17 protein-coding genes, 1 tRNA gene and 3 pseudogenes are annotated in these 20,788 nt (G+C 57.7%); 14 read left to right on the forward strand and 7 right to left on the reverse strand.

The annotated features are described in order from the left end of the window. The first annotated feature begins 441 nt into the window (after positions 1–441). From AC19YQ_RS23615 to AC19YQ_RS23630, 4 genes and pseudogenes are all read left to right on the forward strand, one after another. Complete coding sequence (locus AC19YQ_RS23615) at positions 442–621, forward strand: hypothetical protein (RefSeq protein ID WP_133076417.1); 180 nt, start codon at positions 442–444, stop codon at positions 619–621. A gap of 213 nt (positions 622–834) precedes the next feature. Further along, positions 835–1,581 (forward strand): type III secretion system inner membrane ring lipoprotein SctJ, encoded by a 747-nt coding sequence (gene sctJ, locus AC19YQ_RS23620; protein ID WP_133076419.1) that lies wholly within the window; start codon positions 835–837, stop codon positions 1,579–1,581. Next, positions 1,578–2,150, forward strand: coding sequence for a type III secretion protein (locus tag AC19YQ_RS23625; protein ID WP_133076420.1), 573 nt, complete (start codon positions 1,578–1,580; stop codon positions 2,148–2,150). The genes sctJ and AC19YQ_RS23625 overlap by 4 nt, the downstream gene beginning before the upstream one ends. Then, positions 2,128–2,424 (forward strand): annotated as a pseudogene (locus AC19YQ_RS23630) (HrpE/YscL family type III secretion apparatus protein); the annotation flags it as partial. The gene AC19YQ_RS23625 and the pseudogene AC19YQ_RS23630, both read left to right, overlap by 23 nt. 12 nt (positions 2,425–2,436) lie before the next feature. Here AC19YQ_RS23630 and AC19YQ_RS23635 read toward each other — a convergent pair. After that, positions 2,437–3,365, reverse strand: a pseudogene (locus tag AC19YQ_RS23635) (FHIPEP family type III secretion protein); the annotation flags it as partial. Next, positions 3,362–4,468, reverse strand: a complete 1,107-nt coding sequence (gene sctW, locus AC19YQ_RS23640; protein WP_326397354.1) for a type III secretion system gatekeeper subunit SctW — start codon at positions 4,466–4,468, stop codon at positions 3,362–3,364. The gene sctW and the pseudogene AC19YQ_RS23635, both read right to left, overlap by 4 nt. A 25-nt stretch (positions 4,469–4,493) precedes the next feature. On the opposite strand from sctW, the gene AC19YQ_RS23645 reads away from it, so the two are divergent. Further along, on the forward strand, positions 4,494–4,682 hold the full coding sequence (locus AC19YQ_RS23645) for a hypothetical protein (RefSeq protein ID WP_133076421.1): 189 nt from the start codon (positions 4,494–4,496) through the stop codon (positions 4,680–4,682). A 48-nt stretch (positions 4,683–4,730) separates the two neighbouring features. Continuing rightward, positions 4,731–5,270 carry an RNA polymerase sigma factor gene (locus AC19YQ_RS23650; protein WP_326397353.1) on the forward strand — a complete coding sequence of 180 codons (540 nt, stop codon included), beginning with the start codon at positions 4,731–4,733 and terminating at the stop codon, positions 5,268–5,270. An 85-nt stretch (positions 5,271–5,355) separates the two neighbouring features. On the opposite strand, the gene AC19YQ_RS23655 is transcribed toward AC19YQ_RS23650, so the two are convergent. Further along, positions 5,356–6,573 carry an MFS transporter gene (locus AC19YQ_RS23655; protein ID WP_133076423.1) on the reverse strand — a complete coding sequence of 406 codons (1,218 nt, stop codon included), beginning with the start codon at positions 6,571–6,573 and terminating at the stop codon, positions 5,356–5,358. 172 nt (positions 6,574–6,745) lie between these two features. On the opposite strand from AC19YQ_RS23655, the gene AC19YQ_RS23660 reads away from it, so the two are divergent. Further along, a tRNA-Met gene (locus AC19YQ_RS23660) sits at positions 6,746–6,822 on the forward strand. Positions 6,823–7,231: 409 nt separating this feature from the next. On the opposite strand, the gene betA is transcribed toward AC19YQ_RS23660, so the two are convergent. The 4 genes from betA to speB all read right to left on the reverse strand — a co-directional run bounded on the left by betA (position 7,232) and on the right by speB (position 13,192). Next, complete coding sequence (gene betA, locus AC19YQ_RS23665) at positions 7,232–8,920, reverse strand: choline dehydrogenase (RefSeq protein ID WP_133076433.1); 1,689 nt, start codon at positions 8,918–8,920, stop codon at positions 7,232–7,234. 2 nt (positions 8,921–8,922) lie between these two features. Continuing rightward, positions 8,923–10,494: a purine-cytosine permease family protein gene (locus tag AC19YQ_RS23670; protein ID WP_133076434.1), complete on the reverse strand. Its 1,572-nt coding sequence runs from the start codon at positions 10,492–10,494 to the stop codon at positions 8,923–8,925. A 136-nt stretch (positions 10,495–10,630) separates the two neighbouring features. Beyond that, positions 10,631–12,139, reverse strand: coding sequence for an aldehyde dehydrogenase family protein (locus tag AC19YQ_RS23675; protein WP_133076435.1), 1,509 nt, complete (start codon positions 12,137–12,139; stop codon positions 10,631–10,633). 54 nt (positions 12,140–12,193) lie between these two features. After that, entirely contained in the window at positions 12,194–13,192 is a 999-nt protein-coding gene (speB, locus tag AC19YQ_RS23680) for an agmatinase (RefSeq protein ID WP_133076436.1), read from the reverse strand. Between the two features lie 151 nt (positions 13,193–13,343). Here speB and AC19YQ_RS23685 point away from each other — a divergent pair, with 151 nt between their 5' ends. The 7 genes and pseudogenes from AC19YQ_RS23685 (at position 13,344) to AC19YQ_RS23715 (ending at position 20,751) form a co-directional block, all read left to right on the forward strand. Then, positions 13,344–14,258 carry a LysR family transcriptional regulator gene (locus AC19YQ_RS23685; RefSeq protein WP_133076437.1) on the forward strand — a complete coding sequence of 305 codons (915 nt, stop codon included), beginning with the start codon at positions 13,344–13,346 and terminating at the stop codon, positions 14,256–14,258. A gap of 69 nt (positions 14,259–14,327) precedes the next feature. Next, positions 14,328–14,513 (forward strand): annotated as a pseudogene (locus tag AC19YQ_RS23690) (ACT domain-containing protein); the annotation flags it as partial. A gap of 219 nt (positions 14,514–14,732) precedes the next feature. After that, positions 14,733–16,238 (forward strand): MocR-like pyridoxine biosynthesis transcription factor PdxR, encoded by a 1,506-nt coding sequence (gene pdxR, locus AC19YQ_RS23695; protein ID WP_133076438.1) that lies wholly within the window; start codon positions 14,733–14,735, stop codon positions 16,236–16,238. 112 nt (positions 16,239–16,350) lie between these two features. After that, positions 16,351–17,421: a sugar phosphate isomerase/epimerase family protein gene (locus AC19YQ_RS23700; protein ID WP_133076439.1), complete on the forward strand. Its 1,071-nt coding sequence runs from the start codon at positions 16,351–16,353 to the stop codon at positions 17,419–17,421. 33 nt (positions 17,422–17,454) lie between these two features. Continuing rightward, positions 17,455–18,720, forward strand: coding sequence for an MFS transporter (locus tag AC19YQ_RS23705; protein ID WP_133076440.1), 1,266 nt, complete (start codon positions 17,455–17,457; stop codon positions 18,718–18,720). Between the two features lie 565 nt (positions 18,721–19,285). Further along, positions 19,286–19,810 (forward strand): sigma-70 family RNA polymerase sigma factor, encoded by a 525-nt coding sequence (locus AC19YQ_RS23710; protein ID WP_133076473.1) that lies wholly within the window; start codon positions 19,286–19,288, stop codon positions 19,808–19,810. After that, a complete protein-coding gene (locus AC19YQ_RS23715; RefSeq protein WP_133076441.1) occupies positions 19,807–20,751 on the forward strand; it encodes a FecR domain-containing protein in 945 nt (314 codons plus the stop codon). Before AC19YQ_RS23710 ends, AC19YQ_RS23715 begins: the two co-directional genes overlap by 4 nt. Positions 20,752–20,788 lie beyond the last annotated feature (37 nt).

Here is a 20,788-nt window from a genome sequence, read left to right on the forward strand (position 1 = left end):
GAGATATTAGCCAGTACCTGATGCATCACTACAACTGGATCCGACCTCATCAATTTAACGATGGATTGGCCCCAGCGAAAACGGAAGAAAAACTCAAAACCGTGTCCGGGATGAGTTGACCACTACAGCGGCAGCACACCAGATAAAGACTCCATCAAAGAACAAGCCGAACTAAACAAGAAACTAGCCTGGGACAGTTACTTAACAAACAAAGAGAAACTCGAAAATGACGCCCGCGGTGCAAAATCGGCGGGCATCATGGATACCGCCAGCAAGCAGATGAATGCGATGCAATCTGCTGGTAAAGCACTGAACTATTGATGCATTGGCCAATGCCCCATCTCAATAATGGGGCATTGCCCTAAACGACCCGCTCAGACCTTTCTTGCGACGCTCACCGATACGTCTCGCAGATCGAACACGGCACACCTGAGGCTTTATATGAACGTTAATGCCCCTGACGTTGCCACCCTGGCACCGTCCATGTTCCCTGACACGCCGTATCCTGCACCTGAGACTGCCGATATAAACTGGTTCAATACCTTGTTGAAATCGCCTGCGGCCGAAGTTCCTTACAACAATGGCGCCAGCCCGCTCAGTCAGCGCTCGGAATTCTTGTAAGGCCTCTCGAACAGGGCTGCACAGGCCTTGCAAAAAGTCAGCACCAGTACCGATCCCGTCGACATGCTCAAATCAACCCGGGCCATGTCGGCATTTCATCTTGATGACCGTATTGAGCGCCAAGATAATCAGCAAGACGTCACAAGCAATCGAAAAACTCACCAATCTGTCTTAGACGGTAACAGCATTGTGTCGCGCCCTATCAAGAGCCTGATGTTTTTGCTCGTAATGTGTTTGGCCGGTTGTGGTGAAAGTGTGGAGCTTCACAGCCAGCTTTCCGAACAAGAAGCCAATGAAGTCATCGCCGAATTGGCAGACAAGCAAGTTCATAGCCAAAAGATCCCTACCAAAAACGGAGTCTCCGTGCGGGTGAGTGCACAAGATATCAGCCGGGCTATCAAGACTCTTGCAGCCGCCGGGCTGCCCAAGGCAACACGCTCGACACTGGGACAAATCTTTCGCAAGGAGGGAGTCATTTCTACTCCGCTGGAAGAGCGTGCCCGCTACATCCACGCCTTGTCACAGGAACTCGAAGCCACGCTGTCAAACATAGACGGTGTCATCGTTGCGCGTGTGCATGTGGTGCTTCCCGAGCGAGTAGCCCCGGGCGAGGCAGTTCAGCCCGCGTCGGCTTCGGTCTTCATCAAACATGACTCAAGACTGGACCCCGACAGCATTCAGTCTCGGGTACGCCGAATGGTTGCCAGCAGTATTCCAGGCATGGCCACGGCTTTAGACAACCCGAACAAAATAACCACGGTATTTGTTCCGGCGACTGCGTTTCAAGACAAGCAGCAGCTGCTCTTCTTTGGCCCCTTTCTGGTGCCGGAGCAAAACCTGGGGTTCTGGAAAAAAACCTTTGCCGGTGGAGTCTTTGGGCTCCTTCTTGCGATTACCGGCCCTGTCATGTGGCTGAAGTTGAGACATAAAACGCCCCCACCTGAGGAAGGTTCTGCATGACCGAGGCTGACCTGTGGGTTCAGTGGTGGGCCTTCCCATGGCGAAAAACCCATCCGGACTGGCGTAACGCTGAGGCTGTTGTTTCTGAAGTTGCCCTGACCCGAAGCCGGCACTCGGCCGTGAGCAAGGCTTTTTCGATTACCCCCTGCCTGCCCTGCGAACCCTCTGCCAGCCTGGTTTATCTGGCGTTGGCCCAGCCGTCGCAACACGGCTTCATGTTGCAACTGGTCGATCATATTTGCCGCCCGCGGCTGCCAGGTCAGCTAAACGCCACACAACGTTTATGGTGCCAGCGCCTGGCGACAGGCCTGCATACCCAGAGCTGGCTCCAGCCAACCGACGACACGTTGCAGCTGCTTAGGGCTTGGGTTGAGCCGCACGTGTGGCAACGGTTGCGACTGCGCTTTGCGCCTACAAGGATCATGGCAATGGAGCAAAAACCACCGTTGGATATCCGCATGTCCAGGCTTGAGGTGCTTTGGCAAGCCGTGCTCTGGCATGAGCAAACATACCCTCCAGACTCAGGAAGCATCGAGGGCAATCACAATGCTGTCACGACGCACGATTGAACTGCGGCCTGGCGCCCCCGGACTGCCCCAGACACTGATTACCCGCGAAAACCTCATCGACTGCGGCCAAGTCAATCAAGTCCTTGAACAGGCAAAGGCACAAGCCGAAGAACTGCTGAGTCACGCTCATGCAGCCTCCGAAGCCCTGCTGAAAAAAGCCCACGGCGAATTCTGGCAACAGGCCAATGCCCAGCTCTCGCACTGGCAACTGGAACACCGGGCCTTGTGCCAGGGGATCGAGTCGAACGCTTCAACAGTGGTCAACCAAGCCTTGCTTCATTTATTCGATGAGGTGCCACATCCCGGGCAAGGCTGCGAACGCCAGCATTCCCGCCGATGCGATTATCCAGCTCTTGGGTTCGCCGGTTATTTGCTGCCCGATCTGCGTACCGATGTTACTGCGTGGGGATTGGTCGTCGGGAGCGACGCGGGTGATGATCATGCCTGCGGTCAATGAAATCAGCAGCGCCGGAATCTGCGCGATCAGGCCATCACCAATGGTCAACACTGAATACAGCGATATGGCTTGGGCAGCACTCATTCCGTGTTGCAGCATGCCGGTGGAGAACCCCCCAGGATGTTGATCACAACAATGACCAAGCCTGCGATGGCGTCCCCCTTCACAAATTTCATGGCGCCATCCATTGCCCCGAACAGCTGGCTTTCCCGAGACAACTCATCGCGTTTGTGACGAGCCTGCGCACCATTGATCAACCCGCCACGCAAGTCACTGTCGATGGACATCTGCTTGCCTGGCATCGCATCCAGACTGAAGCGCGCCGCCACTTCGGCCACCCGTTCCGAGCCCTTGGTAATCACCAGAAAGTTGACGATGGTGATGATCAGAAAGATCACCAGCCCAACCGCGAGATTGCCCCCCACCACGAAGTTGCCGAACGCCTCGACAATGTCACCGGCATCCTGATCCATCAGGATCAGCCGGGTCGTCGCAATCGACAACGCCAGGCGAAACATCGTGGTAAGCAGCAGGAGTGCAGGAAACGAAGAGAACGCCAAAGGACTCGGCAGGTAAAACGCCAGAACAATCAGCAGGCAGGCAATACAGATATTGACCGCAATCAGGATATCGACCATCCAGGTCGGCAGCGGCACGATAAAAATAAACACGATCCCCAGCACCACAATGGCCCCAAGTACCTCTCCCGGACTTGCAATGCTGTTCAGGCCTTTATTGAGCCATTGAACAAGTCTCATCGAATGTATCTCGACAACCCGGGCCTCAGTTGGGCAATGCCTTCGGCCTGAGTGTGTTCACCCATCAGGCTCAAAAAAAGCTGCAAGGTTGTCTGGCGCTTTTCCGGATCACTCCACAGCACCAGGGGAAGGTGCTGAATCAACGGGTAGAGTTGATTGAGCGAGACCAGTTGGCTGGACAACCTGGCGCCACCCAACTCCCGGCTCAGGCTTCGAACTTCCTCGGCGTCAATGTCAGTACTCGCGTATCCCAACAGACGTTGCAACAGGGCAACGGCCGACAGTTCGGCCTGCCGTTCACGGGATGGCAAACGCTCAAGATAAAGACGGCAATTACCCAAGGCACTGCCCAGTTGACTGCAGCCCTGCAGACCGAGCAACAAGGCTCGCAGCTTGATGGTCGGAACAGAGGGACGGTAGGCCGCAAGATCATCCGCCAGCGCTCTTCTCATCATGCTCAGACCGACACTGATCTCCTCTTCACCGAACAGTCCCAACAGCGCCTGGGTAATGCTCACCAGCGATTGCTTCACCACCACGCTGGCGTAATACAAAACACGAACCGCCTGACGCAATGCGGCATCGCCATCGGCCGTTTTAAGCGCCAGCGCGATATTCACCCCGGCCTGGATCTGCGGGTGATAGCGGGCTTGCACCTGCTCTTGAAAATCACGCGCCAGCGCCGCTTCAGTTTCACGCCCTTGTGCCTGTGCCTGGTCAGTCACGTGCTGCAGTACGACGTGGGTGCGAGCCGGATCACCACCGGTCAACGTCAGCAAACCCTCGACATCCGGCTTTGACAACAGCTCCTGACGAACTTGCCGGGCCAGTTGCTCCAGGCTGAGCTGGCCGGGATGACCCAGCTGCTCATAGAGTTCGTTCAGTTGTTCAATACCCTGAATTCTCTGCACCTGGGTATCCAGCGTTCGCAGCTTGCGTTGACTCAGTTCCTTGCTGCTGCTCTCGACCTTTTGACTGAACAGCATGCCGACTTCCTCGGCGGCACTTTGCTGAGACGACTGCGGCGTCTGAATTTGAACGGCCCGCGAAGAGAGCATCGAACTCAGTGCCTGCACGGCTTCGTTTCGTCCGTCAAATTTCATAGGAATGCCAAGTCAGGAAGGTTCGATGACCTGTGTGGCCGGTCCCAGGCAAACGGTTCCCCGGCGCGCAGCTGACATGGTTTTTGAAAAAGTTGGCGCAAGCCCAGGACAGGCCACGCAAGTTTCGGCACAAAAAGGTGCCATCAAAAAAATAAAACTCTTAAAAAAACAATCATATAAAGGCAATTCATTGATTGGCACAGGCGGTGCTTAGGAGGCCTTCGTCGAAATCATTTCGATAGCGCACACCTGAGGATAAAAAATGAATTGCCTTGATGATGTTTCCTCCCCACCCCTCTTGACCTCTTCTACCACCCCCCTGGATCTGTCGACCGGGCTCCAGAAAAAACTGAAAGCGTTTATTCACAAGCGCGTATTGAACCCCGAGGATGCGGACGATATTTTTCAAGTGACCTGTCTGGAGGCCTGGCGAAGCAAAGACCGCTTCAATGGCCAGGCAACACTGAGCACATGGATGTGCGGCATTGCCCAGAACCTGATTCGCAATCACTTTCGCCGGCTGTACGCGAGGCCGGTACATTGCGAGTTCGACGAGGCGCTCTGCCCTGAGCAGCATTGCGCCAGCGACCTGGGTGGTCAGTTCGAAATCAATCGACGTCTTGAACTGACCCTCACGGCCATCAACCGGCTGCCAACCGAAATGCGCAATACGCTGTACGTGTCGCTGGAAAGCGGCGGTAGTTATCGCGACACGGCCAATGTTCTGGAGATCCCCATAGGGACGGTTCGTTCACGCATCTCGCGGGCCCGGGAGCAGCTCAAGATAGCCACCCACTGCTAGTGCTCACCACGGACATCTGCACAGAGAGGTCCATGGTTGAGGGTTAGCGTGCAGAAAGGCCAGGGAGTGGCCGCCCACTACCGATTCAGATTTTTTTCGTTCGCGGCAGCAAAATCGCCAGCACGCCGAACAGCGGCAGATATGAGCACAGGGTATAGACGTACTCGATGCCATGAATGTCAGCCAGGTGCCCGAGCAAGGCGGCACCGATCCCGCCAAAGCCAAACATCAAGCCAAAGAAGATACCCGCAATCATTCCCACATTGCCCGGCACCAGCTCCTGGGCGTACACCACGATAGCCGAGAAGGCAGAGGCCAAAATAAAGCCGATGACCACACTGAGCACACTGGTCCAGAACAGGTCGGCATAAGGCAACATCAACGTGAACGGTGCCACCCCGAGTATCGAGAACCAGATCACCGCCTTGCGTCCGATGCGATCGCCTATCGGCCCACCAAAGAACGTACCCGCTGCAACGGCTCCCAGGAACAGGAACAGATACAGCTGTGAAGTCGAGACCGACACGTCGAACTTCTCAATCAGAAAGAAGGTGTAGTAGCTGGTCAGGCTCGCCATGTAGAAATACTTGGAGAACACCAGCAGGCCGAGCACCACCAACGCACCGAGCACCCGCCGTTTTGAAAGGCCATGGGTCGCTTTCTGCCCGGCCTTGAGCTTGAACAGGTTCAAGTGGTTGCGGTACCAGCGGCTAATGACATACAGCAGCCCTACGGCGAACAGCGCAAATAGCCCGAACCAGGCCACATTGCCCTGGCCATAGGGAATAATGATGGCCGCAGCCAACAACGGCCCGAAGGCCGAGCCCGCGTTGCCACCCACTTGAAAGGTCGATTGCGCCAGGCCGTATCGTCCGCCTGAGGCGAGCCTTGCCACGCGGGATGCTTCAGGGTGAAAGGTTGAAGAGCCAACCCCGACCAGCCCTGCCGCCAGCAGGATCAGCGGAAAGCTGCCAACCTGGGACAGCATCAAAATCCCTATCAGGGTGCACACCATACCGGCTGGCAGCAATAACGGATTGGGATGACGGTCGGTGTAGTAACCCACCCACGGCTGCAATAGAGAAGCCGTCATCTGGAACGTCAGGGTAATCAGCCCGATCTGGGTAAAGGTCAGGTCATATTTGGCCTTGAGCATCGGATAGATCGACGGCAGTACCGCCTGGATCAGGTCATTGATCAGATGCGCCAACGCCACGGCACCGATAATGCGCATGACTAACGGGCTGGACTGGGGAACTGGATGGGACGCGGTTGTAGTTGTTTGAGCGTTGCTAAGAGCCATTTGAGCTTCCGTACGACAGGTGAATGCGCGCTTGCAGGTACGTCAATGTGCCATTTTTTTACAAGATATTGCCATCCAAAGCCGCTCAAAACCTTAAGCAGTTGATAGCACAAAGATTTTTTAAGATATTTGCTTGACACATGTCCATTACGAGGGAATAATGCGCGCCATTGGCTACATAGCTCAGTTGGTTAGAGCATAGCATTCATAATGCTGGGGTCCGGGGTTCAAGTCCCTGTGTAGCCACCAAATACCGGTTTCACTACATTGCAAGATGAACATGAAACCAACAAGAAGCCCGCCTAGTGCGGGCTTTCTTGTGTCTGGGGGATTCGGTTTGTCGCTCTATGTCCCCTGACAGCCCCGCCTTCGTGTATGCCTGCTTGTAGCCCCATGGCTGACACCACACTGCCCAGTCTGGAACCAGAAGCTTGCGCCTGCCGTGAGCTGGACGGCAGCGCTCTGTATTTCCGGGTCAAACCCAACAGCCAGAAATACTGGGGACTCTGGTCGGAAGGCGTATTGGTTTCTCTGTCTCCATGGCGGTCTCAAGAAGTCACAGACTAGCAATGGGAACGGATCACAGCCTGCGGCAGCTCTTACAGGGGAACGAATTCCAATGCAGGAGCTGCCGCAGGCTGCGATCATTTCTACAGAATTAAACCCGCACGTTGCGGCCCGGCACCGTTGAGCGCTGACTGCTCCCCCAATCCTCGACCAACCCCACGGGTACAAGCGACGCCGGCAGCATCTTCAGCCCGCGAACCAGGTCGGATGCGCGTTCGGCCAGCATGATGGTCGGCGCGTTGAGGTTGCCGTTCGGCTCGGTCGGGAATACCGAAGAATCGATCACGCGCAAACCGGCGATGCCGCGCACACGCAATTCAGAATCAACCACCGCCATGTCATCTTCGCCCATGCGGCACGAACCGCAAGGGTGGTAGGTGCTTTCCAGATTGTCACGCACGAAGGCGTCGAGTTCTTCGTCGCTGGTCAGGTGCGCGCCAGGGGCAATTTCGCCATCGCGGAAGCGGTCCATCGCCTTCTGACCGATGATCTCGCGAGTCAGACGAATGCAGCGGCGAAAGCCTTCGCGGTCCTCTTCCCGTTCCAGGTAGTTGAAGCGAATTTCCGGATGCACGTAAGGATCCGCCGAGCGCGCCCGCACATACCCGCGGCTTTTCGGTTTATTCGGTCCGGTGAGCACCATGAAGCCATGGCCCTTGATCGGTTTGTTGCCGTCGTAGCGCATGGCCGCCGGCAGGAAGTGGAACTGAATGTCCGGCCAGCGCAGGCCCTTCTCCGAGCGAATGAAACCGCCGGCCTCGAAGTGGTTGGTCGCGCCAAGCCCGTCCTTGAACAGCAGCCAGCGTAAACCGATCATCAGCTTGCTCAGCGGGTCCATCTTGCTGTTGAGTGTCACCGGCTCCTTGCAGCCGAACTGGATGTACACCTCGGCGTGATCCTGCAAGTTCTCCCCTACCCCCGGCAGGTCATGGCGCACGCCAATCCCGGCTTTACGCAGGACATCGGCCGGACCGATACCCGAGCGTTGCAGCAGGTGCGGCGAACCGATAGGACCGGACGATATCAGCACTTCACGGTTGCAATGGACCTGATGTGTCTGACCGTCATGGTCATACATGACCCCCACAGCGCGCTTGCCTTCAAGCAGGATCTGGCGAGTCATCGCGTGGGTAATCACGGTCAGGTTCGGACGGCCCATGGCAGGCCGCAGATAGGCATTGGCAGTCGAGCAGCGCACGCCGTTTTTCACGGTCATGTGCATGGCACCGAAACCTTCCTGCATGTAGCCGTTGCAGTCCTCGGTCTTGATGTAGCCCGCTTCTGCACCGGCTTCGACCCATGCGCCGTACAGCGGATTTTTCATGTTGTTGCCGTTGGTGGTGTGCAGCGGCCCGGTTTTCCCGCGATAGCTGTCGCCACCCAACTCGTAGTTCTCGGCCCGTTTGAAGTACGGCAGACAGTTGCGATAGCCCCACCCTTCAGCACCGAGGGATTCCCACTCGTCAAAGTCCAGCGCATGGCCACGGATGTACACCAGGCCGTTGATCGACGAAGAACCACCCAACACCTTACCCCGTGGGCAGTGAACCCGCCGGCCGTTGAGGTAAGTCTCCGGCTCGGTCTCATAGCGCCAGTTGTACTTCTTGGTGTTCATTGGGATCGAGAACGCGCTCGGCATCTGGATCACCACGCTGCGATCACTGCCACCAAACTCCAGCACCAGTACCGAGGTGTCCGGGTCTTCACTCAGGCGGCTGGCTAAGACACAACCTGCCGAGCCTGCGCCAATGATGATGTAGTCGTATTTTTGCGTAACCATGGTCATCTCCCGACCGTTGATTCAGTGAAAACCGGCTTTTGCTGTTTGTGGGTCAGCGTGTCGCCAGTGGTGTATTGCGGGGAGGTTTTTTCGATTTGCTGGATCACGGCTTCCTCGCGCTTGAGATCGATCGAACGGCTGAGCCAGTAGTACGCCAATCCAGAGACGATCAGCCCGACTAGCCAGGCGATGTCGATGCTCCCCAGCGCCTTGGCGAGGGGGCCGACATAGACTTCACGCTGTTCAACGCCGTCGAAGATGTAGAAGAACGGAATCATCGAAACAAAACCGATGGCATACGCGGCGATGCCGCGCAGTCCCCAGCTGCCATAGATGTTGCCGTGGGGCATGAAGAAGTGCGGGATGGCGTAGCGGCCCTTGCGCACGAAGAAGTAGTCCGTGAGGTTGACCGAGGTCCAGGGCACCAAGAAGTACAGCATCACCACAAGGTAGATCCCCAACACCGACAATCCTTTGCCCGAGCTCTGGATGCTCAGGGCCACGCCCAGTTGCAGCAGGATCACGAAGCCAATCGCTAGAATCCGCGCCTTGCGGGTGGGTTCGATGTGCTTGATTGAATCGACGCAAGTCAGCGTGGTCAGTTTCGCGCTGTAGATGTTCATCGCGATCACCGGCAGGAACGCCACGATGGTGATGACCACGACCGCCGTACCCATCAGTGGCGACACGGTGTTGCCGACTTGACCGAGGGCCACCAGCACGTCAGTGGAGTGCAGGTGATCGGCCAGCCAGCCACCTACGGAAATCATCCACGCGCCGGACAACGAAGCACCGAGAAACACCACCGCAATCAACTTGCCGCTGGAGGTGTTCTTTGGCAGGTAGCGCGAGTAGTCAGACACATACGGGGCGTAGGCGATGTTGTAACTGGCGGCTGCCGCAAACTGCGCAATGAAACCGGTCCAGTTGAAGCCCAATGGGGCTGGAGCCACTTCGCCGGCCACCAATGCTGGCATTGCCGCATCCGGCACCCACCCCATCAGCACCGCCAACGTCACCAGGCCATACAGCGGCAGCGACAGGAACAACGCCCATTTGAAGCTGCGGTGCATCCAGTCGTGACCGAGAATCGCCAGCACCGCCGCCGGTATCGTCACCGCGACCCCGATTACCCAGGGGTGAAAGCCGAACAGCGTGTGCAGCCCCTGCATCATCAACACCAGGTTGACGATATTGAAGCCGGCGAACACAAACAGCGTCGCCAGTAACACCAGAATCACACCGCGATAGCCGAACTGTGCTCGGGACTGGATCATTTGTGGCAGGCCCAGGTGTGGGCCTTGGGAACCGTGAAACGCCATGAACAGTGTGCCGAACATAATGCCCAGAGTGCCAGCGAGCGTGGTCCAGAGCGCGGTCAAGCCGACGCTTGGGCCCACGAAGCCGATGGTCATGGTGAAGAACGTGAAATTGCCGAGGAACCAGAACGGGCCCTGGCTCGACAGTTTATCGGTTCGCTCGTTCTCCGGGATGAAGTCAATTGAATGGCTTTCAACGACGATTTTGTCATCGTGGGCCGATACGCTCGAGGCTGACTTGGCGTTAGTGTTCATGACGTACTCTTATTGTTGGAAGATCATGACGAGACAACCGCATTCTTTCGGGTGAACGACTATCGGGCGCGTCCTTGCCGTTCCCGAGTCATGAGGGCGCCATTGGCGCCGCGTGTAGAGGGGCGTCAGCCGTGACTTAAGGCAGCGTGATCCAGACCGCCTTGGTTTCGAGCAGGTAATCGAGCTGCTCGGCGCCCAGATCCTTGCCGAATCCGGACTGCTTGTAGCCACCAAACGGCATCGACGGGTCGAGGGTGCCGTGGGCATTGACGTAAACCGAACCCGCTTTGAGGCGTGGAATCAGGCTGTGCACTTTGCCAAGGTCATTGGAATACAGTGCAGCGGCCAGGCCGTATGGCGAGTCATTGGCCAGGGCCAGCGCGTCTTCCTCGTCGTCGAATGCAGCAGTGACCAGCACCGGACCGAAGATCTCTTCCTGGACGATGCGCATGTCGTTTCGGCAGTGGGCGAAGATGGTTGGCTCGACGAAGAAGCCAGGGCCATCGACCGGTTGGCCGCCATAGACCAGCTCGGCACCTTCCTGCTTGCCGGTTTCGATGTACTCGGTCACGCGCTGCTTTTGCAGTGCCGAGACCAGCGGGCCGATAAAGCAGTCAGGGTCCAGGCCCGGGGCCATTTTCAGGGTGCGCGTGTAGGCGATCAGTTCACGCAGGAATTCGTCATAGACACTGCTGTGAATATAGGCCCGTGTGCCTGCATCGCATACCTGACCCGAGTTGAAAAACACGCCGTTGGCGACCGCTTGTGCAGCCGCCGGAATGTCGGCATCGGCAAACACGATGACGGGTGATTTTCCGCCGAGTTCGAGGGTCAGACGCTTCATTTCGTCCAGCGCAGCGCGGCCGACGGTACGGCCAACCGGGGTCGAGCCGGTGAAGGTCAGTTTGTCGATGCCAGGATGCGTGGCCATGGCCGCACCGACCACGCTGCCGCGACCGGTGACGATGTTGATCACGCCGTCCGGTATTCCCGCTTCCTGCACCAGTTCAGCGAAACGCAAGGCCGACAGTGAGGTCAGCTCGGCGGGTTTGACAACCACAGTGCAACCGGTGGCCAGGGCCGCACCGAGTTTCCAGGCCATGGTTTGCAGCGGGAAGTTCCACGGCACGATGGCGCCGACCACGCCTACCGCTTCCTTGCGGGTATAGGCCAGGTAATTGCCCGGCAACGAAGGCTCGACGGTGCGCCCGTGGAGCTTGGTGGCCCAACCGGCGAAGTAACGCAGGGTATCGACGGTGCCCTGGATATCCACGTCCTTGGCGAAGGCAACGGATTTGCCCATGTCAATGGACTCGATTTCCGCCAGTTCAGCGGAGTTCAGTTCAATAAGGTCCGCCAGGCGCTGCATCATGCGCTCGCGTTCTGCCGGTTTGGTCTGACGCCAGGCGCCGCCGTCGAACTGGGCACGGGCCGCTTGCACGGCGCGGTCCAGGTCATCGGTGGTGCCCATGGGAATACGGGTGATCAAGCCTTCGGTCGAAGGTTCGATGACGTCGGACGTCTGGCCATCGCTGGCTTCGACCCAAGCGCCGCCGATAAACATTTTCTGGACCTTGCTGAGAAAGGTCTGGGTGGCTTCGCTGACACCGAATTTTTGCAAGTATTGTTTGACGATCGTGTCCATTTTTATTCTCTCTGCACGGCAGTCTGATACTGCGGGGCTTGGTGGTTTCGATGATCAGACCGGGGTCGTTTCGCTCTCGGCGGCACGCACCTTGGCCCGCTCGTGGAAGATGAAACCGATGCTGTTGAGCAGCAGTTGCGCGGCAAGAATCGACGTCATGCCGGTTGGGTCATAAACCGGTGCCACTTCCACCAGGTCCATGCCAACGATGTTGCCTTGGCTGCGTTTGGCCAGGGCCTGGATGATTTCCAGCACTTCGTAGTAGAGGAAGCCGCCGTGGCTCGGGGTGCCAGTCCCAGGAGCGATGGACGGGTCGAAACCGTCGATGTCGATCGTGATGTAGTAGTTGATGTTCTGCGGAATCAGCGCCAGAACACCTTCGACCCCCAGGCGGCGCACATCACGTACCGAGAGAATCTTCGAACCTGCCTCGTGGGCCGCTTCGTAGTCATCGCGGTTGGAGGACGACACGTTGCGAATGCCCATTTGGGTCATGCCTACGATGTGGTTCATTTCCGACGCGCGGCGCAGCGGGTTGCCGTGGCCGTAGCGAACGCCGTGGCGCTCGTCGACGAAATCCAGATGTGCATCGAAGTGGATGATATGGATCGGACCGCGGCCTTCGAACGCCTTGATCACCGGAGCGTGCACCGAGTGGTCGCCGCCGAGTACCACCGGCATGACACCGGCATCGAGGATTTTGCGCACCGCGTATTCGGTGTTCTTGTTGCTAGTGGCCATATCGGTGTGAACGATATCGGCGTCACCGACGTCGACCATGCGCACGTCCGACGCGGTCAGGTACATCACGTCATCTTCGTGGTCGTAAGCGCCAGCGTGGCCGAAGGAAAACAGCGTCGACGCTTCACGAATCCCTCGTGGTCCAAAGCGTGCACCGGACCGCCACTGGGTGCCCATGTCGTTGGGCACGCCGAGCACCGCGACGTCGGCATCCAGCGCGTCCCAATCGGTGCACACAGGGGATTTGCCAAAGGTGCAATGACCCACGAATGGCAGGTTCAGGCGACCGGATTCATAACCGTTGTTCGACATTTCTAGCCTCTCCATTTTTTGTATTCGGCTTGGCGGACTGCCAGGCGACCGCCGTTGGAGTGACTATGGGCGCAGGTTTTCTTGGAAAAAATGCTAAACATCAGATATTCATATCGGCATTACCGATGCATCCACACGCGGGAGCGCCCCAGTGATTCAACTGCACGATGTCGATCTGAAACTGCTCAGAGTGTTTGCCACAATTGTCCGCTGTGGCGGGTTCTCCGCCGCGCAGGCGGCGTTGAACGCCGGGCAGTCGACCATCAGCGAACAGATGACCCATCTGGAAACCCGACTCGGGGTCAAACTGTGCCAGCGCGGCCGCAGTGGCTTTCGTCTGACCGAGCAAGGAGTGGCAATCCATGAAGCCACCCAACGCCTGCTCTCGGCGGTGGAAAACTTCTGCATGGACGCCGACGTGCTCAAGCAACACATCAGCGGCAAGCTCAACCTGGGGATCATCGACACCACGATTACCGACCCCGACTCGCCGATCCCGCGTACCACCCAACGTTTCGTTTCCAGGGGCCATGACGTGCACCTGAACGTCTACGTGGGTACTCCGGCTGAACTCGAAGAGCGGGTGCTCGACGGCCGACTGCACCTGGCCATCGGGCACTTTCCGATCCATGTGCCCGGCCTTCAGCACTCACCGCTGTACCAGGAGGCGCTAGGGTTGTATTGCGGGAGGCGTCACCCGCTGTATGGCAACAAGGCCGAAGGTGACGAATTGCTCGAAGAGATCAGCTCGGGGCGGATTGTCGTGCGCGGCTACATGCAGCAATACGACCTGGAGCACCTGGGCGTCAGCAAGGCGGCAGCCACCGTGGACAACATCGAGGCGTCGGCGATCCTGATCATCTCCGGCGCCTACGTGGGCTTTCTGCCCGAGCACTTTGCGACCCAATGGCTCAAGTCCGGCGAGATGCACCAGCTGGCCCCCGCCAGCATGCGCCTTAGGTCGCCGTTCGACGTGATCACCCGACGCGGCACCGCACCACCACCGATCCTGCAAGCCTTCCTGGAAGACCTGGCCACCAGTGCGCGTTCAACCGGTAACGCATGACGTGACGCTCGCCATATCCAAATTTCGACCGGCATATTGATTTTAGTTCGCCAACCTTGCAGGCCCGCCATGCGCATCCACGTCACCTTCATCGACCGCGTCGGTATCACCCAGGAAGTCCTGGCCTTGCATGGAGGACTCAGTTTCAACCTGGACGCCGTGTAGATGGTGCAACCGAACCTTTACATCGACGCGTCAACCCTGGGCTCCGATGTGCTGGAAGAAATGCGCGACGCCTTCCTCGGGATGAGCGGCGGTTTAATGTTGATGTCCACTTTTCCAGAGTGCCGGTAAACGGGAATGGCCTTTCATGGTCGATGGGCATCGCCTCACTCTCGGTAGCGCTGTAGCGAATCGGTATTGCGCCGGACGTCAACGCCAGACGGATGACTTATCGGGTATCGCTCGATACCCTTACCTACCGTCGCCTGACGGTTTCCAGGTCAAACCCCACTTCACCCAGGCGAGCATGTCATGAAATCCCCCGCAGGTTTGCTGCTGTCGGCTATCGAGTTAGACCGTGCCAATGCCATTCCCCTGTACCGCCAACTGTATCTGCAGATTCGCAAACAGATACTTAACGGCAGGATCCAGGGGGGGGTGCGCCTGCCGTCGACCCGGACCTTGAGCAACGAGTTGGGATTGTCGCGGATCACCATTCTCAATGCTTTCGATCAACTGATTGCCGAAGGTTTCCTGGCCTCGCGCACTGGCGCCGGTACGTATGTCGGCACTGAGTGGGAAAACCGAGGTATCGAGGATGAGCAACAGCGCCAGCCACCTCGCCTGTCCGACCTGAGCCAGTCGATGCTGTCGCTGCGCAGCGATCATTTTCGCGGGGTTTCCTATGCCGACTGGGACCCCGCGGCCCCGACCTCCTTTCTGCCTAGCCACAGCACCTATGACGCATTCCCGCAGGCGATCTGGCGGCGCCTGATGAACCGTCATCTGCTCAAGCCAACCAAGACCATTCTGGGTTATGGCGAGTTGCAAGGCTTGCAGGCGTTTCGCACAGCGATTGCCGAATACGTATTCGATGCTCGTGGCATCGACTGCAGTGCCGGGCAAGTGGTGATCGTTTCCGGCGCGCAGCAAGCGTTCAACCTGCTGGGCATGCTGCTGCTCAATCCTCAGGACAGCGTCTGGATGGAAGATCCGGGGCACATCGCCGCGCGCATTGCGTTGCAGGCCCAAGGGGCTCAGGTGATTCCGTTGCGTATCGATGAACAGGGGATCGATGTCCAGCAAGGCCTGACCGAGTGCCCTGATGCCCGAATGGTGTTTTGTACGCCTTCACGCCAGCATCCTTTGGGTGTCACCCTGAGTTATGCGCGGCGCCAGGCACTCATCGACTGGGCCGCGCAGCATCAGAGCTGGATCATCGAGGACGATTGCGACAGTGAGTTTCGCTACAGTGGCCGACTCCTCCCGGCGCTCTATGCAATGGACCAGATGGCTCGGGTGATCTACGTCGGAACGTTCAGCAAAGTTCTCTTTCCGTCACTGAGACTGGGTTACGTGATTCTGCCGCAGACCCTTGTCGAACCCTTCTGCACCCTGCGCGCGGTCATGGATCGCAGTCCGCCCACACTGCTTCAGGCGACAACTGCGGACTTCATGGGTGAAGGCCACTTCCTGGGGCACATACGCCGCATGCGTGCGCTGTACAAGGCGCGCCAGCAGGCATTGATCGAACAGCTTGAAAAGCAGATTGACAGCTTTTTCAGGATTACCCCTACGGAAGCTGGCATGCACCTGATCGCCTGGCTGCCCCCCGAACTCAGTGACACTGACATTGCCCGGCAACTGGCCCAACACAACATCCACACCTACGCCTTGAGCGACTACCGCATCAAGCATTCCCTGTCACCGGCCCTGTTGATCGGCTTTGCCGGCACGCCTGAAGACCAGGCCCGGGAGCGTGTCGAAGCGCTGGCCCGGGCCTTGCGCACATTGGGTTATCTGCCGCCGAGCACTTGATGCCAGGCAAGTGGTCTTATCAATTAACTGATAATGGATCTATCGAGAGTTCCTGACTGGCGCGATAAAGGCTGCGCCGGTAGACCCGGTGTCTGAACCAGGAACGACTCTAATGAACAATAAGATCCAGGAACGATTCAACGCCTTGCTGAGCCATAAGGTGGTCGAGTACGGGGCTGTTCCCGTGCTGACGGACGCACTGGCCCGGCGGCTACTTGGGCGTCTCGGGCAATTGCGCCTGTTTGCCCACGCCTACCCGCTGCTGACCAATCTCACCCATGGTCGTGTCACCCCTGCCGATCTGCTGGACTTCGCTTACCGGCATGAACTGCAAGGCCTGAGCCTGCACTTGCTCGACGGTGAAGAGAACAGCCTGAGCCAGATGTCGCCCGTGCAGCTCCATGCGTTTGCCGCCAAGGCCAAAGCGCTGGGACTGGATGTGCACCTGGAAATCAGTAGCACGCTGAAAAAGGATGTCGATCAGGTGATCGCCATCGCCAGGGTCCTAGGGGTGCGCAATATCCGTGTTTACTCACGCTATGAGGGCACCCTGTCGCGGGTCATGGACATTATTGAGACCGACCTGCACTACCTCGCGCAACAGGCCGACGAACACGATCTGTACTTTGACTTCGAGCAACATGAAGAACTCAAGAGCGGTGAAATCGCGCAACTGCTGAACCGCCTCAACCACCCTCGCCTGCATGCCCTGTTCGACTTCGGCAACATGATCAATGCCTGCGAGCAGCCCCTGCAGGCCCTGCGCAACCTAGCGCCGCACATCCGTCAGACCCATCTCAAGGGTGTGCGCATCGTCCCCGAGCAAAACGGCTTCGGCCATTACGGCGTTTTGCAGGGCAGCGACGAGGACGATCTGCCCAGCGCCCGCATGCTGTTCGAGCTGTTGATGCTGGGGGAACCAACCCCGCAGGTGATCGCATTCATTCTCGAGCAAGAAAACCACTACGTGGCCCCGGCCTTCCGTCAGAGCCTTGAGGCGGCCGATCCCTTCATTGCCTACCGAGAGATGAGCGAAACGCCGCTTCCGAATGGTTACTCGCTTGAACGAATGCTGGCCGATGAACACCGTTGGGCGAACAACCAGGTCGCCTATGTCCGTAGCTTGCTAGCCGAATTGCGCACCTTGGCCGAACTGACCCTGGCCACCCACTCCAACGCCTGAACCTGACGACCCGATTACGCCCGGAGAACAATAATGACAGCTCAAAACAAGGCCAAATGGCTCAGGTTCCTGATCCTCATCCTCGGTGGCGGCACCATCTACAAGCTGGCGAACCTCAAAGACGCTTTCTATGTACCCATGCAGGAATTCATGGGCTTGAGCCACACTGAAATCGGTATGCTGCTGAGCGCCAACGCGATAGTCGCTACTGCACTGTTTGTGATTGGCGGCCTGCTCGCCGATCGCTACGACACGCGCAAACTGATCCCTCTCGGCCTGATCGGGACCGGTAGCCTGGGGTTGTACCTGGCGACCTTTCCGCCTTTCAGCAACTTGCTGATCGTGTTCAGTCTGTTGGCCATCTGTGCCGACTGCCTGTTCTGGCCATCGCTGCTCAAAGCCATCCGCAACCTGGGTGACGATAAGGAGCAAGGCCGACTGTTCGGCCTGCTCGAAGGCGGGCGTGGCGTGATTGATACTCTGGTGGCCTTTTCCGCCCTGGGTGTGTTCGTCGCCATGGGCTCGGGTGAAACCGGCCTGAAATCGGCGATCCTGTTCTACTCGGTCATCGACATTCTGGCCGGCACCCTGACCTGGTTCCTGCTTAAGGGCGGTAACACGCAGTCGGTGACCAAACCGAAGAACGGTCTGGCGAACCTGATGGAGGCGATCAAGGTACCGGGAATCTGGCTGGTCAGCCTCAACGTGTTCATGGTCTACATCGTCTACTGCGGCCTGACCTATTTCATTCCCTACCTCAAGGAAATGTACGGGTTGCCCGTGGCTTTGGTGGGCGCCTACGGCATCATCAACCAGTACTTCCTGAAAATCCTCGGCGGGCCTGCCGGCGGTTTCATTGCCGACAAGCAGTTCAAGAGCACCAGCCGCTACCTGAAGTGGGCATTCCTGGCACTGCTGCCGCTAATGGGCGTGATCATGCTGATTCCAAAAAGCCCGGGATTCATCTATGCAGGCATGGCCGCCACCCTGTCCTTCGCCCTGATCGTGTTCTCCATGCGCGGCGTGTTCTGGGCCCCCATGGGTGAAGTTGGCATTCCCCAGCACATTACCGGCTCGGCCTTTGGCATCGGTTGCCTGATCGGCTATGCACCCGGCATGTTTGCCTATGTCATCTATGGCGCGATCCTCGACCACTTCCCCGGTCAACAGGGTTACAACTATGTCTTCTCCCTGATGAGTATGCTGGCTATTGCGGGCTTCATGGTGTCCAGCCTGCTCTATCAAGCGGTGCGCAAAAAATCCATGGCCACTGGCGGGATGAGCGCGGCGCAAGCCTGATCATCGCTATGGAATCCAGAAGGAGGGATCGTCTACCACGCCAATCCCTCCTTCTGGCTACAACTCAGGAATGAACTGGCGATGAATAGCGCGCAATCGGGATAACGCGTTACAGCGGCGGAACTTTTTTCATCTATCGAGTTCTGCCGCCCCCTTGGAAATGTAGAGCGGGACCTTATCCTATGATTTCGCGTTGTGTATGGACCAAGCCCGACGAGCCAGGCCTTAGAGCCCTTCACCGGCAATATAGAAAACCGCGCCTTGCTGCACCTCAAGACCATTTTATCGTTTATCGGAAAGAAACCCGTCTGTTGCTCAGTTAGGCGACTTCTGCAGCTCCCACCCTTGAGCAGCGTTGCTCTTGAGTGAATGACATTGCGCCTGCTGCGGGCTTTGGTGTGTCAGGGAGTGTGTCCTGGACTCCCCCGTCGACCTTCCCCCGGCATCCCCGACAATTGGGGTGGAGCAGTCCCGCCGGGCTTGCAACGCTCATCAGCAGTCTTACACCTTGAAACAACAGCTACAGTCATGGTAAATGATAAGAATTATCATTAAGTTCATTCCAATGGCTCAAATCGCGCTCGCTTCTGCCAATGCTCGACAGACGGTATTGCACAGCCTTTTCGGTGACCACCATGGTTGGTTGTTGAATCGTCTACGTGCGCGGCTGGGCTGTTCCCATGATGCTGCTGACATCGCTGCTGAAGTATTTGTTCAGGTTGTTGCATTGCCTGAACCGCAGGCAATCCGCGAACCTCGCGCACTCCTTACGACAATCGCCAAGCGATTGATGTACGACAGTTGGCGCAGGCGCGATCTGGAACGCGCTTATCTGGAAGTGTTGGCTTTGCAACCCGAAGCATTCGAACCCTCCCCTGAAGTCCGGGCACTGGCGATTGAAGCTCTGCTTGAAATCGACGCCTTACTCTCAGGCCTTTCGTCACGGGCCCGCACTGCATTTCTGTGCAGCCAGGTGGACGGTATGAAGTACGCCGACATTGCCGAGTTGATAGGGGTATCGACAATTCGGGTACGCCAATATGTAGCCAAGGGTTTGAAGCTGTGCTGCCAGAATCTGATTCACGAGTGAAACGCGCACCTTCTGCCATCGAGGAAGCCATCGAATGGACGGCCTGCATGCGTTCAGGCGAAGTCCTGGATGATGAACAAAAGGCGTTCGAAGCCTGGATCGCCAACGCGGCGAATGCGCAGGCATGGGAGAGAGTGCAGACCCACCTGGGGACAACCTTTTTACCGCTTGCACGTAACTCGGACTCGAAGGTACGCAGGGTTCTGCAGTCGCCAGATCCGCAACGACGCCGCTTGCTTCGGGGCGCCCTGGTTCTTGGCGGAGTCGGTGTCGGCGCGACACTGATTGGCCGGCAGAGCAAGCTGCTCACAAGCATGGGGGCCGACTTGAGTACAACCACTGCGCAACGTCGTGACTTCAAACTGCCGGATGGCAGCACGCTGGTTCTGGACGCGCGCAGTGCGGTGGATATCGATTTTACTGCCAGCCAGCGAAACGTGATGTTGCGTAAAGGGAAACTGGTCATAGAGGCCAGCGACGATCCCAGGCCACTTGTTGTGCGCACATCACATGGATTTGCACGCAGCTCTGACGCACGGTTTATGGTCTCGCTGCAAGACGACACCACTCATGTGTGGGTAATGACTTCCAGCCTCTGCGTGGGTCTGCTCGAGGGGCAATGCTCGTTGCTCAAGAGCGGAGCGGGTGCCCGTCTCAATTCAAGGGCTATCCAGCCACTTGCCGCTAATCGCAAAGGGGAAACCAGTTGGGAGAGCGGCAGGCTCAGTGTCGATGATTGGGCGCTGGGAGAAGTCATTCAGGCATTGCAGCCCTATCGGCGCGGGGTGTTACGCATTGATCCGGCGGCCGCACAGCTTCGTGTCTCCGGTTTGTTCTCCCTGGATAACAGTGAACGTGCACTGGCCTCGCTGGAGCAAATCCTGCCTGTGCGCATAGAGCAATACCTGGGGTTTTGGACCCGGATCGAACTGCGCGGCTAATTATTTTCAAGTGGCCCTATATCGCTTTTTCAATCTC

It is taken from the genome of Pseudomonas sp. MF06569, from assembly GCF_059862735.1.